This is a genomic window from Frankia sp. RB5 (assembly GCF_059816245.1).
Genome location: NZ_JCBATA010000008.1, coordinates 32785 through 47827 on the forward strand (window position 1 = coordinate 32785; position 15043 = coordinate 47827).

Below are 15043 nucleotides of genomic sequence, written 5' to 3' on the forward strand. Positions count from 1 at the left end.
GGCCGTGTGATCGTCCTGTGCCTCGCTGCGCCGTGCCCGCTTATCCGCCGTGGACCGGTGGGCACGTGGTGGCCCGACCAGCCGTATCCGCCGAGTCAGCCGACCTGCCCCTGCCCACGACCCGTCCCCGCTGGAGCGACGTTCCCGTTCGAGCGGTGCCCCCGTCCGAGCAGCCGCGACGCGCGCCGTCGTCGTCGCTCGCAGTGGGCATGCGGACCATTCTGTCAGAGCCGCCCGAGGAGCCTGCCCGTGCCCCCAGCCGACGGACCACATCCCGCCGCCGCACCGAGCCAGCCCACCCATCGCACCCTGATCGTGGCGAGGATGGATCCGGCCGACGCCGACGCCGTCGCCGAGACCTTCGCCGAGTCCGACGCGGGCGAGCTTCCCGGCATCGTGGGTGTCACCCGGCGGGAACTGTTCGCGTTCCACGGCCTGTACTTCCACCTCGTCGACGCGCCCGCCGACATCGCGCCGGCGGTCGCGAACGTGCGCGAGCACCCGTTGTTCGTCGACGTGAACCGGAAGCTGGAGAAGTTCATCGGGGCCTACGACCCCGCCACCTGGCGTGGCCCGCGCGACGCGATGGCCCGCAGCTTCTACCGCTGGACGGCCGGCTGAGCTCGCCGCGTCCCAGGGGCGTCACGCCACGTGGATGATCCCCACCCGCACGGTCGCCGACGATGATCCACAGGATCCGTCGCCCGCGGACCGCGCCAGGCGGGTGGGTACCCGTCCATGGGTCGCGCCTGGTCAGCCGCCCACGCCGGTACCGCACCGGACCCGTTCTGTGTTTCCGACATCCGCATCAGCACACGAACCTAGGAGCGCACTGCGATGCCCCAGTTGTGGACGGCCGAGGCCCTGCTCGACTTCCTCGTCGAGGCGGCCGGGCTGCCGCCGGCGGACCGGCCGAGTGATCTCGGGGTGACGTTCGTCGACATCGGTCTCGACTCGTTGGCCTACCTGCAGCTGTCCGCCGAGGTCGCCGGAACCTTCGGAGTCGATCTCCCGGCGGAGATGCCGGAGGGCTACACCCTGGCCGAGATCCTCGACACGGTCAACGCCACCGCCGGCCAGCGCGAGCCGGTCTGACCGACCCGACCGTCCGTCGGCACACCGGCCGTGCGGACGCATCCGAGAGTCCTCCGTTGCGCGACCGTCGAACACCCGGAGCAGCCGTGAGTGGGCACACCGACAACTCGATCTTCATCGACGCCGACATCGACACCGTCTGGTCCATCACCAACGACCTGCCCTCGTGGCCGGACCTGTTCACCGAGTACGCGTCGGTGGAGATCCTCGAGGCGACCGGCAACACCTTCAAGTTCCGCCTGACGATGCGTCCGGACGAGAACGGCACCGCCTGGAGCTGGGTGTCGGAACGCACTCTCGACCCGGTGGCCCACGAGGTGCGGGCCTACCGCATCGAGACCGGGCCCTTCGAGTACATGCACATCCACTGGACCTACGCCGCGGAGGCCACCGGCACCCGGATGCGGTGGGTCCAGGACTTCCACATGCGTCCCGCGGCGCCGCTCGACGACGCGGGGATGACCGCGCGGATCAACACCAACACCGCCCGGGAGATGGCGGTGATCCGGGACAAGGTGGAGCGTGCCGCCGCCGTCGGGTCGACCGTCCTGATCGTCGACGCGCCGGTCGCCGGCGTGCCGGAACAGGTCTGAGGAGGACCACGCCGATGACTGCCCCCGTGACTGCGCGCCCGACGGCCTCCCCGAAGGTCCTCTGCATCCACGACGTCGCGCCCAACCGACGCCGCGGCGGCGACATCCGCACCCTGCTCTCGCCGGCGACGGTCGGGTCGACGTCCGGCTTCCTCGGCACGCTCACCCTCGAGCCGGGGGAGTTCGTGACCGAGCACTGGCACCCCTACTCGGAGGAGTTCCTCTACTGCGTGCGCGGTGCGGTCACCGCCCGCCTGGACGGGCAGCACCAGGCCCTGCCGGCCGAGCACGGCCTGTGCATCCCGATCGGGATGCGCCACCGCATCGAGAACACCGGTGACGAGACGGCGTTCCTCGTGTTCCATCTCAGCCCGCTGGCCCCCCGCCCCGACCTCGGCCACGTGGACACCGAGGCCGTGCTCGACCCGCAGGCCCCGCACGCGCCCATCATCCGGTCGGGCCCCCACGCCGCCGACGCCCTCTCGGCAGGGTCCGGTCGGTGACCGGTCATCGGGGGGTCGCGGTCACCGGCATCGGGGTGGTCGCCCCGGGCGGGTCCAACCGCAAGGAGTTCTGGACACTGCTGACGGACGGCCGCACGGCGACGCGTCGGCTGTCGTTCTTCGACCCGGCGCAGTTCCGGTCGCAGGTCGCCGCGGAGTGCGACTTCGACGCGGCGGCCGCCGGACTCGGTGCCCGCGAGATCGCGCGCAACGACAGGTTCGTACAGTTCGCGCTCGCCGCGGCGCTGGAGGCGGTCGAGGACAGCGGCCTGGACCTGCGCCCGACGGGTAGTAGTGGACTGACGGACGCGGGTGACGGCGCGGACGGCCCGGTCGTCGGCGTCAGCATGGGCAGCGCGGTCGGCGCGACGACACGGCTGGAGAACGAGTACGTCGTCGTGTCGGACTCCGGCCGACACTGGGAGGTCGACCCGCACTACGCGAGCGCCTTCCTGTACCACGCGCTGGTTCCGAGCTGCCTGGCCACCGAGCTCGCCTGCCGCTTCGGCGCGCACGGCCCCGCGTCGGTGGTCTCCACCGGCTGCACGTCCGGCATCGACGCCGTCGGCTACGGCGCGCAACTGATCGCCGACGGCGAGGCCGACATCGTGATCGCCGGCGCGTCGGACGCGCCGATCTCGCCGATCTCGATGGCCTGCTTCGACGCCATCCGGGCGACCACGGCCCGCAACGATGATCCGGAGCACGCCTCCCGCCCGTTCGATGCCAGCCGCGACGGGTTCGTGATGGGGGAGGGGTCGGCCGTGTTCGTCCTCGAGGACGCCGCCGCCGCCCGTGCCCGCGGGGCGCGCATCTACTGCGAGGTGGCCGGCTACGCGTCGCGCTCCAACGCCTTCCACATGACCGGGCTGCGTCCCGACGGCGTCGAGATGGCCGAGGCGATCCGGGTCGCCATGGACGCCGCCCGGGTCGGCGCGCAGGACATCGACTACATCAACGCGCACGGGTCGGGCACCAAGCAGAACGACCGGCACGAGACGGCCGCCTTCAAGCGCTCACTGGGCGCCCGGGCGTACGACGTCCCGGTCAGCTCGATCAAGTCGATGATCGGCCACTCGCTCGGGGCGATCGGCTCGCTGGAGATCGCCGCCTGCGCCCTGGCCATCGAGAACCACGTCGTGCCGCCCACCGCCAACTGGAGCACCCGCGACCCCGACTGCGACCTGGACTACGTGCCGAACATCGCACGGGACCACACCGTCGACGTGGCGCTGTCGGTCGGCAGCGGGTTCGGCGGTTTCCAGTCCGCGATCGTCCTGACCGCGCCGAACCGGTGAGCGTCACCGTGGAGAACTCCGCCGCCGCCCTGGCCGCGGCGCGACAGGACCAGGCTCTCGCGCCGTCGCTCACGTCGGTGCGGCCGGTGGTCACGGGACTCGGCGTGGTCGCGCCCAGCGGCATCGGGGTCGAGGAGCACTGGTCGTCCACCCTTCGCGGCGACCTGCGGGTCGCGCCGATCACCCGGTTCGATCCGTCCCGGTACGACGCCACGCTCGCCGGCGAGATCCTCGGCTTCGACCCGGAGGAGCAGGTCGACAAGCGGTACCTCGTCCAGACCGACCGGTGGACCTGGATCGGCATGGCCGCCTCCCGTCTCGCCCTCGCCGACGCCGCCTACGACCCGGCCGCGCACGAGCCCTACGCGACCGCCGTGGTGTTCGGCAGCGGCTCCGGCGGCAACGGCTTCGGCCAGCGGGAGCTGTCCAGGCTGTGGACCCGCGGGCGCACCGCGGTGAGCGTCTACCAGTCGATCGCCTGGTTCTACGCGGCGACCACCGGTCAGACGTCGATCCGGCACGGCCTGAAGGGCCCGTCCGGCGTGGTCGTCAGCGACGGTGCGGGTGGCCTGGACAGCATCGCCCAGGCCAGACGGGTCATCCGGCGCGGTACCGCGACGGTCCTCGCGGGCGGGGCCGAGTCGGGCCTGACGCCGTACGCGCTGACCTGTCACCTGTCCAGTGGCCGGGTCAGCACCGCGGCGGTGGCCGCTGACGGCTACAAGCCGTTCGACGCCCGGGCCAACGGCTACGTGCCCGGCGAGGGCGGCGCGACCCTGATCGTCGAGGATCCCGCCGCCGCCGCCGCCCGGGGCGCGCGGGTCTACGGCGAGATCGCCGGGTACGCCGCCACGCACGACGCGGCGCACCCCTGCCGGCCCGCACCGGACGCCCGCTGGCTGGCCACCGCCATGCGCCGGGCGATCGCCGACGCCGGGCTCACCCCGGACGACATCGACGTCGTCTTCGCCGACGGCGCCGGATCGGTGGACCTCGACGCGCAGGAGGCCGCCGCGATCCGCGCGGTGTTCGCGGGACGGCCGGTGCCCGTCACCGCGCCGCAGGGGCTCGTCGGCCGGTTGTGCGCCGGCGGGTCTGCGCTGGCGGTCGCCTCCGCGCTGCTGTCGATCCGCGACGGCGTCCTGCCCGCGGTGGGCAACCTCGACACCCCCCACCCCGACCACGACCTGCACCTCGTCCGGCAACCACGACCGGCCACGGTGCGGGTCGCCCTGGTCAACGCACGCGGCTATGGCGGCTTCAACAGCAGCCTGGTCGTGCGCGCGGTCGACCCGCGCTGACCCGCGCCGGTCATCCCCACACCCACCCGCCTCATGAGCGACCGAGGAGAAGAGTCAGCGATGTTCCCAGACCTGGCCGGACGCCGAGCCCTGGTCACCGGTGGCACCCGCGGAATCGGCCGAGCGGTGGTGCTCGGCCTCGCCCGGGCCGGCGCGACGGTGGTCGTCGGCCACCAGCGCCAGACCGAGGAAGCCGAGAGCCTGCGTCGCGAGCTGAAGGACACCGGCGGTGACCACCTGCTCGTCCAGGCGGACGTCGCGGAACCCGCCCAGATCGGTGAGCTCGTCGAGGCCACCGGCACGCACCTGGGCGGCCTCGACATCGTGGTCAACAGCGTCGGCACCATCAGCCACGTGCCCTACGCGCAGCTGCCCCTCGAGGCGTGGACCCAGGTGCTGGCGACCAACCTCACCGCCACCCACCTCGTCACCCAGGGCGCGCTGCCGCTGCTGGGCGACTCCGGCTCGGTGGTCAACATCGGCTCCGGCGCCGGCGTGGTCGGGGTTCCCCTGCGTGCCCACTACACCGCCGCGAAGACCGGCCTCATCGGACTGACCCGCTCGCTGTCCAAGGAGCTCGGCGCCAAGGGCATCCGGGTCAACCTCGTCTCCCCGGGCGTCATCGAGACCGACCAGGCCGCGGGGATGCCCGAGGCCGCCCGCGCGGCCTACACCAACCGCATCCCGCTGGGTCGGCTCGGCGAGGCCGAGGAGGTCGCCGCGGTCGTCCTGTTCCTGGCCAGCGACGTGTCGTCCTACGTCAACGGCGCCACCTTCACGGTCGACGGAGGCATCTGATGGCATCGACCCCACCTTTCCGGATCATGCTCACCATGCGGATCCACCCGGGTCGCGAGGCCGAGTTCGAGCGGACCTGGCTGCGCATCGGTGACGTGGTCACCTCGCACCCGGCCAACCTCGGCCAGTGGCTCATCCGCTCGGAGGAGGAGCAGAGCACCTACTACATCGTCAGCGACTGGGTGGACGAGCCGCGGTTCCGCGAGTTCGAGCGCAGCGAGCGGCACCTGGAGCACCGCCAGGCCCTGCACCCCCTGCGGGCCAGCGGCTCCATGGTGACCGGCAGTGTCCTGGTCCACCTGACCGGCGCGGCCGCCCAGCCGGTGCCGGCGGCGGGCTGACCATGGCGGCCGAGGCCAGGGTCCGGGTGATGCTCTGGGCGGTCGACCCGTCGGACGACCCCGGCGCGGTCGAGCGTGCCTACCACGAGATCAGCTCCAAGCTGGTCGGCACGCCCGGGTTGCTGGGCAACACCCTGCAGCGATCGGTGGCGGACCCGTCCCGCTACGCCGTCGTCAGCGTCTGGTCCGACATGACCGCGTTCAGCGCGTGGGAGCGGGGCGCGAACCACCGCGGAACGACGTCGCCGCTGCGGCCGCTGCAGGATCCCGACCGCAGACCGGTGATCCACACGGAGGTCGCCGCGTACGGTCCCGACGGCCCGTTCGGTGACCAGCCCGACCTCTGACCGGCGGGACCGGCGGGACCGGCGGGACTGACGGGACTGACGGGACGAGGTATGCCCGGCCGGGCACGGTGGCCACCAGGAGGAAGGTGCGCTCCCGTGCCCGGCCGGTCCACAGCGGGCCTGTGCTGGCCGATCCGGGGCAGATCGGCCAGCACAGGCCAGCAGCACGTCCTGCTCACGCCTCAGGGGGCGTCGTCGCGCGTCGTGTCGTTCGGGGTGAGGTCGTCACGCAGTCCCCTGAAGGTCGGGTGGCGCAGCCTGCCCTCCGCCGTCCACGACCCGAACTCGACGTCCGCGATCATCTCCGGCTCCACCCAGATCGCCGCCCGGTCGACCTCGGCGGGCACGCTACGGAACGGGGCGCTGCCGCGACGCGGCGGGGCGAGCAGGAGGGCGAGGCGGTCGAGGGCGGCCTCCGAGAACCCCGTGCCGATCTGACCCGCGTAGACCGGGCCGGTCGGGGCGGCGGTCCCGACGAGCAGTGAGCCGATCCGGTTCGCCCGCCGGCCGGCTCCGGGTTCCCAGCCGCCGATGAGCACGCTCGCCCGGCGGACGTGCCGCACCTTGACCCAGTTCGACGACCGACGTCCTGGCTGGTAGGCGGACGTGCGCCGCTTCGCCACGATCCCCTCCGGCCCGGCGCGGGCCGTCGCTGCCATGACCTGCCGCCCGGTGCCGGCCAGCTCCTCCGAGACGCGCAGCCGCGCACGGTCGGCGAGGCCGGCGAGCAGCGCCCGCCGCTCGTCATACGGCAGCGCGAGGGTGGAGTGCCCGTCGAGGAAGAGCAGGTCGAACACCAGGAAGCGGACGGGAATCACCGAGGCCGCGCGGCGGGCGAGGACGGGAGCCGCGTGTGCGCGCGGTGGCTGAGCAGCTCGAAGTCGGGACCGCCCGACGGGCCGAAGGCGACGACCTCACCGTCGAGGATCACTCGCGTCGAGCCCGACGCCGGGCCGAGGGCCGCCAGTTCGGGGAAGACATCCGTCACGTCCCGGCCCGTGCGGCTGCGCAGCCTCGCCCGACCGTTCTCGATGAACGCCACGAGCCGCATCCCGTCCCACTTCACCTCGTAGGCCCAGGCGGAGCCGCTCGGCGCCCGGGCGGCCGGCATCGCGAGCATGGGTGCCCATCGACGTCGGCATCGGCTCGGGAGCGCAATGGTCCCGCGGCTCCACGCGTCGCGCCCTCCCGGTCCGATCCACGACACCCACCCGCGTTCGTCCATGTCACTCGCGGCCGCGCCCGTCCCCTCCCGCCGCGCGCCGCGGCCGCTGTCCTCGGGTGGTGTACCCGAGGTCCGCGTGCGTGGCCCTTCCCGCCGGATGCGGACACGGCGGGACGCCGCTGCGTGGCCCCGCGGCGCCAAGGTGTAGAAATGCGCGGTCCGTGCCGGACACGCCCGAAGCGCTCGGGGGTCTCCCGCATCTGTTTCGCGGTACGTCGCCGATCGGGGGACCCGGATGCCTGACTCGTCCGCTCTGGACGTCCTGATCGGTCTCGCGCTGCTGTTCGCGGCGTTCAGCCTCGCGGTGTCCCGGATCAACGAGGCGGTACTCGGACTTCTGCACTACCGCGGGCGCCGCCTGGAGTCCGAACTGCGCCGCCTGCTCGGCGGGCCGAACGCCGGCGCCGGTGGCCAGGACGGTGAGCGTCCCGACGACGTCACGTCGGAGCTGTTCGACGGACCCCTGCGGGTGATGCGCGCCGCGGGCGAGGGCCGGTCGTCGGCCGCCATGGCCGACCATCCGCCGGTGCGGGGCGGATGGGCCGCGGTGCGACGTGCCCGTCGACTCAGCCTGCCGTCCTACGTCCCGTCCACCGCGTTCGCCCAGGCACTGGTCGACCGGGTGGATCCGCCGGCACGAGCCATGCTCTCGCAGCTCCGTCCGGACGGGCTGCCCGCACAGGTGTCCGACGAGGCCCGGGCCACCTACCAGGCGGCATACGAGGCGGCGACCCGCGCCCTGGACGAGACGACGGCCAGGGCCCTGCACGCGGCGATGCCCGCGGAACACGCCGCCGGCCGGGTGATCGCCGCGGCGCTCGTGTCCGCGGTCGGCGCCGGCGCGGTTGACACCCTCGAACAGGGCCTGGCCGGGCTGCCGCCCTCGCCCGCGAAGTCCGCGCTGACCGCCGCGGTGGTCCGCACCGGCGGCGACCGGGAGAAGATCGTCGCGGAGCTGGCGCAGTGGTACGACCAGGCCATGGACCGCCTGTCCGGATGGTACAAGCGGCGTGTCGCCATCTTCCTCCTCTGCTATGCCGTCGTCCTGTCCGCCGCCTTCAACCTCGACGCGATCGGCATCTCCCGGGCGTTGTGGCAGGACGGCACCGTCCGGGCGGCCGCGGTCTCCGCCAGCGGCACAGAGCTGGGACGGTCCGAACCCGCGAGCACGCCGGCGGATGACGCCGACGCGTCTGGCGGTGACCCGGGGGACACCACGGAGGCCGCGATCCGCGCCGTGCGGGACGCCTCCGGCCTCGCCCTGCCGATCGGATGGGTCGCCGCGGACGATCAGCGGGACGACCCCCGCGAGGCGCCGAGCTCGGTCGCCGGATGGCTTCTGAAGGTGCTCGGTCTCGCCATCGCCTGCTTCGCCCTCACCGCGGGTGCGCCGTTCTGGTTCGAGCTGCTCGGCCGGCTGGTCAACATGCGTTCCTCCGGGCCGAAGCCCAGGTCGGCGACCGTGAGCTGACGCGCCCCTGACGCGCCGCCGTACTGTTCGGTCTCGTTGACCGCGCGGCGCGAACGGAGGAGCGTCGAACGCGATGAGCGAGCCCACGACGTTCCATGAAGCGGTCAGCGCCGTCACCTACCCGATGGCGATTGTCACCACGGTCGCGCCCGACGGGGACCGGCACCCGGCACCCCCGGCCCTCGCCCCGGCGGGCCGGCGCCCGACGCCGTCCGCCCACTAGCGTCCTGTCCGTGACCTCATCCGTGCCCGGACCGTTCCCGACCGCGTCTTGGACCTCGACCGGCACCGGTCGGCCCGGCGGCCAGCCACCGCACGATGCCCGCCGGGAGGGCATGGCCGGGCACGATCACCGGCGCGTGCGCGACGCCGAGTCAGCCCTCGCCGACCTGAGTACCGATCCGGAGGTCTTCAGCCCGAGAGGAGGCAGTCCGCTGCTGGTCATCGACGCCGCGTCCCCGGCCGCGGTGGAGGTGGCGCGCGTTGCCCGCCGCCTGCCCTGTGTCTGTGTCGCCGTGGCCGAGGATCTGCGCTGGGTACCCGCCGAGGTCGCCACGGCCGGGTTCGACATCCTGCTCACCGACGAGCGCGACGCGCCCCGGCCCTGGGCCAGCCCACCGGGCGGACTCGCCGCGGGGGTCGACGTCCTCGCCGCGGTGGCCGCGGCGAATCCGTTCTCCGTCGTCGCGCTTGTGCAGCTGCTTCGGATCAGCACGGGCATTGATGTCCGGGACGCGGTGGTGGCCGAGTCGTTCGCCTACTCGGCGCTACAGGCGGGCCCGGAGTTCGCCGGGTGGCTGGACCGGCATCGACGCCGCAGGAGCGCACGCGAGGCGCGGCGCGCGGCACCGGATCGGGCCGCCGGGCTCGCCACGACCCCCGCCGTCGCATCGCGGGCCGCCGACGAACCCGCGGTCCTGGTGCGCCGGGACGCGGGTGTGCTCACGGTGACCCTCAACCGACCCCGGGTGCACAACGCGGTGAACATCGACCTGCGTGACGGACTGGTGAGCGCGTTCCGGTTCGCCGCGGCCGACCCCGAGCTGACCGCGATCACCCTGGTCGGTGCCGGCCCGTCCTTCTCCAGCGGCGGTGATCTCACGGAGTTCGGCACCCTGGTCGACCCGGTGGACGCGCATGCGGTCCGGACCAGCCGGAGCATCCCGCTCACCCTGCTGGCCAGCGGCCTGCCGGCGACGGCCTACGTGCACGGGCTCTGTATCGGCGCCGGCGCCGAGCTGCCGGCGTTCTGCCGGCGGGTGGTCGCGGCCGAGGACGCCACCTTCCGGCTCCCGGAGATCACGATGGGACTGGTGCCGGGCGCCGGCGGCACGGCGAGCATCCCGCGGCGGACCGGGCCCGAGCGGGCTGCCTACCTGATACTCAGCGGCCAGGCCATCGACGCCGCGCAGGCCCTGGCCTGGGGTCTCGTCGACGTGATCGAGCCGCGCCGCGCCTGGCCGCCCGCCGCCGCCTGACGGCGCGACCTGGCACGGCACGGGGTTGAGTCCGCCGTCGCGCTCGCCATCGCGACGGTGGCCGCCGTGCCGTGCCAGGCTGGCTGCGACCCGATCCCTCCGCGGGTCGTAGCCGGCTGCGCGATCTCGTCGACCGCGCGGCCGTTGGACGTGAGCCTCCCGGATCGCGGCGCGCCGCGGCAGAGGCGATCGGATCAACGTCGAGCGGCGAAGGGCCGTGGTCGCCGTGGTCCGGACGTCCCCGCAAGCCGGGTCCACCGGCCTGTGGCCCTCGGAGCCGGAGACGGTCCGGGAGCCGTGCGCGGTGGTCCCGGCCGCGTGCAGCGGCGCGCCATGCCAGGAGGCCGTTCCGGGTCGTGCGGACGGCCACGGCGGTGTCGGGACGCGGGCGGCGTGCGACCGCAATCTCACCGACATGTCCCCGTGACGGGAAGGTGCCAGGAAGCGGGCACCCGAACGAGGGCACGGCGCGGCCCCCCCGTCGTCGAGAACCGGATGCAACGAACGGGTGGAGCCCCCCGGGGGCATGGTCGCCAAACAGGCCCGGCAGTTGCTGACCAGCGCGGACATGGCTGGGCGGCGATCGTGCCGCGGTGGGGCGCGAGTCCGGCCGCCGGGCACCGTTCTCGGGCGGTGGGCACCGAGGTGTCCGGCGGGGACAAGTTGCGCCGTACGGGCGGGCCGGTTACGCCGGTTTGCCGCGTGATGAAGCGATTGTTTCCACGGGCAGGTGACCGGGTTGACGCTGCCATGCCCCCGTGGGGCCGGTTTGGGCCGGTAGTCTCAGTCTGGCGGAACTGGGTTGATCGGCCGTGTCCGTGGCCGGCTCGCCCGGGGTATGTATGGAGTGGGTCGCCGAAGAGACGAAGCGCCGATTGAGACGTGAGGGCCGGGCAACGGTGGGTGCGCCACTGCTGGTGGATAATGCCGATCTGACGGTGAAGACGTTGGGTCCTTGCCGGATAGATTCTCCCCTTCTGCCCCTGTTGGGTGAACGGCCGACCACGCAGCACTACATCGACGAGTCCGACAAGGTGCTCTACGACGACACCGCGTCGATGATCCTGGAGCGGCGCGTCGAGCTGTCCGAGCTGCCGGGCTTCGAGCCGGCCGGTCCGCGCAGGAAGATCTACTTTGATCCGTCCAAGACGCGCGTCGGCATCGTGACCTGCGGCGGGCTGTGCCCCGGCCTGAACAACGTGATCCGCGGGCTCGTGCTCGAGCTCACCTCGCACTACCGGGTCCGGCGGATCTTCGGCTTCCGGAACGGCTACCAGGGCTTCATCGCCCGCTACGGGCATGACGTCATCGACCTGACACCTGACAGCGTCGCGAACATCGACGACGATGGCGGCACGATCCTGGGTAGCTCGCGAGGCCAGCAGGACCCCGGCGAGATCGTCGACTGCCTGTCCCGGATGAACATCAACATCCTGTTCGTCATCGGTGGGGATGGCACGCTGCGCGGCGCGCGGGAGATATCCCGGGTCGCGACCGAGCGAGGCGAGAAGATCGCCGTCGTCGGGATCCCGAAGACCATCGACAACGATATTCCCTACATCGACCAGAGCTTCGGCTTCCAGACGGCCTTCGGCAAGGCCGCGGAGTCGATTCGTGTCGCCCACGCGGAGGCGACGTCCGCTCCGGGCGGTCTGGGTGTCGTGCGGCTGATGGGGCGGCACTCGGGATTCATCGCCTGCTACGCGACGCTCGCGAAGAGCAACGCGGATGTGGTCCTCATACCGGAGCTTCCGTTCAAGCTGGAGGGCGAGGGCGGACTGCTCGCCTACCTGCGGCGGCGGATCGTCGAAGGAGGCCACGCGGTCGTCGTCGTGGCGGAGGGCGCCGGCCAGGAGCTCATCACCGATCAGCCGGAGGGTGCCGACGCCTCCGGCAACCGCCGGCTGCACGATGTAGGCCAGGAGCTCTCGCGGCGTATCAAGGATCATTTCGACGCGGAGGGCGTCGAAATGAACCTGAAGTACATCGACCCGAGCTATCTCATCCGCAGTGTTCCGGCGAATCCGTACGACAGCGTCTACACCATCCGGCTCGCGCACGCGGCGGTGCACGCGGCGATGTCCGGGCGCACGGAGATGGTCGTCGGCCGCTGGCGGCGCCGGTTCATCCACATTCCGATCGGGCTTGCCGTCAGCGAGCGCAATCAGGTCGATCCCGCCGGCGACCTCTGGATGTCCGTCCTCGAGGCCACCGGCCAGCCGCCCCGCTTCGAGTAGGCGGCGTCCGCGGCGCGCGGCCCCTGCTGCCCGCGAGACCTGGGCGCGGGCATGGTCCGCAGGCGGAGTGCGCCACAGGCACCGGTGTGGCGCCGCGACCACGGCGGTGATCAGTTCCGGGTGAGTCGCGCGAGGAGGCTGGTGCGTACCTGCGGCCACTCCTCGCCCAGGATCGAGTAGTAGGCGCTGTCACGCGCGGTGCCGTCGATGGCGAGCATGTGTGCCCGCCGGATGCCCTCGAAGCGGCCGCCGAGACGCTCGATGGCCATCCGGGATCGGTGGTTGCGGACATCGGTCTTCAGACAGACGCGCAGCGCATTCCAGGTATCGAAGGCGTGGCCGAGCAACAGCAGCTTTGCTTCCACGTTGATCCCCGTGCGTTGCGCGGACGCTGCCAGCCAGGTGGCACCGACCTCGACGACCGACGGTGGCGTGGACAGGTCGCCGGACGCGGAACTGGACGGTGACGCTGCGGGCGTGGCGCTGCACGCCGGATCGCCGTCAGTCGTCCGGCATGGGCGGGTGTGTTCCTCGGCCGCCTCCCGGGACGACGCCGAGTCCTCGGTGTCCCCGCGGCTGGCGATCGTCGTGGAACCTGTGACGGTGCGGACCGTCACAGTGCTGGCGAGGGAGGAGTCGCCAGCTGGACTGGTGTGGGCGTCCGTCCAACTGTGGCTGATCGTCACGTGTTGGAAGGTTCGCCCCTGCTCGCCCTGGCCGCCGGTCGGCCGCCAGAAGTCGAGGTCGAGAAACCGGGTGCAGCCGACGATTCCGCCTCTGCCCGGCCGGAGATCATGGAGCACGAAGGGCACCACAAGGCCATGATCACGTTCGGCGAGTGCCGTCTCGACGTAGTCCGCCATCGCCTTCCTGGTCGCCGGCACACCCGTGTACTCGTACGACCGGCGATCCTCGGTGGCGGCGCGCACCAGCCCGTCGACATGATCGGGGCGCAGGGGTTCGAGCCTGGTCAGACGTCCGGACAGGATCGGCGTGGCCCATGTGGGGGGCGAGACGGGCATGGTGTCCATGATGTGGAGTGCACGGCAGGGGCACCACCTGTTTTCGGCGCGCGCCCGGTTGACCCCGCTGAGGCCGGGCGGGCGGATCTGACCCGTCGCCGCGCGGGAGGTTCCGTCGCTGCGGGCCGAGCGCTCAGCTGGGCCCCAGCACATCGCGGAGAAGATCGGCGATCTGATCGGTCTCGATCAGAAAGCCGTCATGACCAGCCCGGGAGTGGATCAGCCGCAGCGGTGAGCCGGTCAGCGACGCGATGTCCGCCTGTAGCCGCATGGGGTAGAGGCGGTCGGAGTCCACGCCGGCGAGGGTGAAGGGAACCGGACAGGCGCGCAGCGCCGTCGCGTACCCGCCCCGCCCGCGGCCGACGTCCTGCGTCATCATGGCCCGGGTCAGGCTGACATAGGAGCCGGCGTCGAAGCGGCGGGCCAGTTTGACCGCGTGATGGTCAAGGTATGAGGCCACCTCGAACTGGCCGTCGGCTCGCGTGCGGGCGCCGAAGCGTTCCTGGAGCTCCTCCTCGCTGCGATAACTGATCTGGGCGATCCGCCGGGCGAGCGCCATCCCGCGGTCGGGGCCGGCCCCGGGCGCTCGCGCGTGGTAGTCGCCGCGATGCCAGCCGGGATCCTCGGTGATGGCCTGGATCTGTACCGCGCACAACCCGATCTGCTCCGCGGTCGAGACCGCGCCGCAGGCCAGCACTACCGCCCGCGCGACCCGGTCGGGATGGCCGACGGCCCATTCGAGGGCGCGCATCCCGCCCATCGACCCGCCGACCACGGCCGCCCAACGGCGGATTCCCAGCAGGTCGGCGAGCGCGGCCTCGGCGGCCACCTGGTCTCCGATGGTGATGTCCGGCCAGCGACCACCCCAGGGCATGCCGTCCGCCCGGAGACTGGAGGGTCCGGTCGTGCCCTGGCAGCCGCCCAGGACGTTCGGCGCCACGACGTACAGCCGGTCGGTGTCGAGCACTCGGCCGGGTCCGACCAGCTCATCCCACCAGCCGGTGCTGGGATGTCCGGGCCCGGCGGGCCCCGCCGCGTGGCTGTCGCCTGTCAGGGCATGCAGGACCAGTACCGCGTTGCCGGCCGATGCGTCGAGTCGTCCCCAGGTCTCATAGGCGACCTGCACGTCGGGCAGAGCGCCGCCGCGCTCCAGGCGCAGCGGCCCTGGCAGCCGGGCGAAACGCCGTTGACCAGCGAGGTCGATCCCAGGCCGCCACGCACCCGACACTCTCCCGCCCCCGGGTGCGACATCCGGTGGGTCCGCCACGACGCCCCGGCGAGACGGCGCGCCGGTCCGTGTGGCCGCGCGAGCCCGCGGTGGCTCTCGCGGCGGG

Annotated in this window: 17 protein-coding genes; 13 read left to right on the forward strand and 4 right to left on the reverse strand. The window is 72.5% G+C overall.

Annotated elements, in window-relative coordinates:
* The first annotated feature begins 249 nt into the window (after nt 1-249).
* The 9 genes from AC6EXY_RS05770 (at nt 250) to AC6EXY_RS05810 (ending at nt 6276) form a co-directional block, all read left to right on the forward strand.
* A complete protein-coding gene (locus AC6EXY_RS05770; protein ID WP_279354588.1) occupies nt 250-621 on the forward strand; it encodes a TcmI family type II polyketide cyclase in 372 nt (123 codons plus the stop codon).
* Between the two features lie 216 nt (nt 622-837).
* Complete coding sequence (locus AC6EXY_RS05775; protein WP_101830073.1) at nt 838-1095, forward strand: acyl carrier protein; 258 nt, start codon at nt 838-840, stop codon at nt 1093-1095.
* Between the two features lie 86 nt (nt 1096-1181).
* A complete protein-coding gene (locus AC6EXY_RS05780; RefSeq protein WP_101830072.1) occupies nt 1182-1688 on the forward strand; it encodes an SRPBCC family protein in 507 nt (168 codons plus the stop codon).
* A gap of 14 nt (nt 1689-1702) precedes the next feature.
* Nucleotides 1703-2191 carry a cupin domain-containing protein gene (locus AC6EXY_RS05785; RefSeq protein WP_101830071.1) on the forward strand — a complete coding sequence of 163 codons (489 nt, stop codon included), beginning with the start codon at nt 1703-1705 and terminating at the stop codon, nt 2189-2191.
* Nucleotides 2188-3489 (forward strand): beta-ketoacyl-[acyl-carrier-protein] synthase family protein, encoded by a 1302-nt coding sequence (locus AC6EXY_RS05790; protein WP_101830070.1) that lies wholly within the window; start codon nt 2188-2190, stop codon nt 3487-3489. The genes AC6EXY_RS05785 and AC6EXY_RS05790 overlap by 4 nt, the downstream gene beginning before the upstream one ends.
* Before the next feature lie 29 nt (nt 3490-3518).
* Nucleotides 3519-4790 (forward strand): beta-ketoacyl synthase N-terminal-like domain-containing protein, encoded by a 1272-nt coding sequence (locus AC6EXY_RS05795; protein WP_165818212.1) that lies wholly within the window; start codon nt 3519-3521, stop codon nt 4788-4790.
* A 60-nt stretch (nt 4791-4850) separates the two neighbouring features.
* A complete protein-coding gene (locus AC6EXY_RS05800) occupies nt 4851-5588 on the forward strand; it encodes an SDR family NAD(P)-dependent oxidoreductase (RefSeq protein WP_101830069.1) in 738 nt (245 codons plus the stop codon).
* Nucleotides 5588-5929: an antibiotic biosynthesis monooxygenase family protein gene (locus tag AC6EXY_RS05805; protein ID WP_101830068.1), complete on the forward strand. Its 342-nt coding sequence runs from the start codon at nt 5588-5590 to the stop codon at nt 5927-5929. The genes AC6EXY_RS05800 and AC6EXY_RS05805 overlap by 1 nt, the downstream gene beginning before the upstream one ends.
* Nucleotides 5930-5958: 29 nt before the next feature.
* A complete protein-coding gene (locus tag AC6EXY_RS05810) occupies nt 5959-6276 on the forward strand; it encodes an antibiotic biosynthesis monooxygenase family protein (RefSeq protein WP_243407133.1) in 318 nt (105 codons plus the stop codon).
* Nucleotides 6277-6458: 182 nt separating this feature from the next.
* On the opposite strand, the gene AC6EXY_RS05815 is transcribed toward AC6EXY_RS05810, so the two are convergent.
* Nucleotides 6459-7094, reverse strand: coding sequence for an ATP dependent DNA ligase (locus AC6EXY_RS05815; RefSeq protein ID WP_279354587.1), 636 nt, complete (start codon nt 7092-7094; stop codon nt 6459-6461).
* Nucleotides 7091-7396, reverse strand: a complete 306-nt coding sequence (locus tag AC6EXY_RS05820) for an ATP-dependent DNA ligase (protein WP_279354586.1) — start codon at nt 7394-7396, stop codon at nt 7091-7093. The genes AC6EXY_RS05815 and AC6EXY_RS05820 overlap by 4 nt, the downstream gene beginning before the upstream one ends.
* Before the next feature lie 340 nt (nt 7397-7736).
* Between AC6EXY_RS05820 and AC6EXY_RS05825 the strand changes: the two genes are divergently transcribed.
* From AC6EXY_RS05825 to AC6EXY_RS05840, 4 genes are all read left to right on the forward strand, one after another.
* Nucleotides 7737-8972, forward strand: coding sequence for a hypothetical protein (locus AC6EXY_RS05825; protein WP_101830066.1), 1236 nt, complete (start codon nt 7737-7739; stop codon nt 8970-8972).
* 73 nt (nt 8973-9045) lie between these two features.
* Nucleotides 9046-9195 carry a hypothetical protein gene (locus AC6EXY_RS05830; protein WP_243407132.1) on the forward strand — a complete coding sequence of 50 codons (150 nt, stop codon included), beginning with the start codon at nt 9046-9048 and terminating at the stop codon, nt 9193-9195.
* 136 nt (nt 9196-9331) lie between these two features.
* Complete coding sequence (locus AC6EXY_RS05835) at nt 9332-10450, forward strand: enoyl-CoA hydratase/isomerase family protein (protein ID WP_243407131.1); 1119 nt, start codon at nt 9332-9334, stop codon at nt 10448-10450.
* A gap of 899 nt (nt 10451-11349) precedes the next feature.
* On the forward strand, nt 11350-12687 hold the full coding sequence (locus AC6EXY_RS05840; protein ID WP_101830063.1) for an ATP-dependent 6-phosphofructokinase: 1338 nt from the start codon (nt 11350-11352) through the stop codon (nt 12685-12687).
* 110 nt (nt 12688-12797) lie between these two features.
* Here the strand turns inward: AC6EXY_RS05840 and AC6EXY_RS05845 are convergent, their stop codons facing one another.
* Nucleotides 12798-13718 carry a GNAT family N-acetyltransferase gene (locus AC6EXY_RS05845; RefSeq protein WP_499818166.1) on the reverse strand — a complete coding sequence of 307 codons (921 nt, stop codon included), beginning with the start codon at nt 13716-13718 and terminating at the stop codon, nt 12798-12800.
* A gap of 124 nt (nt 13719-13842) precedes the next feature.
* Complete coding sequence (gene metX / locus AC6EXY_RS05850; RefSeq protein WP_101830062.1) at nt 13843-14937, reverse strand: homoserine O-acetyltransferase MetX; 1095 nt, start codon at nt 14935-14937, stop codon at nt 13843-13845.
* Nucleotides 14938-15043 lie beyond the last annotated feature (106 nt).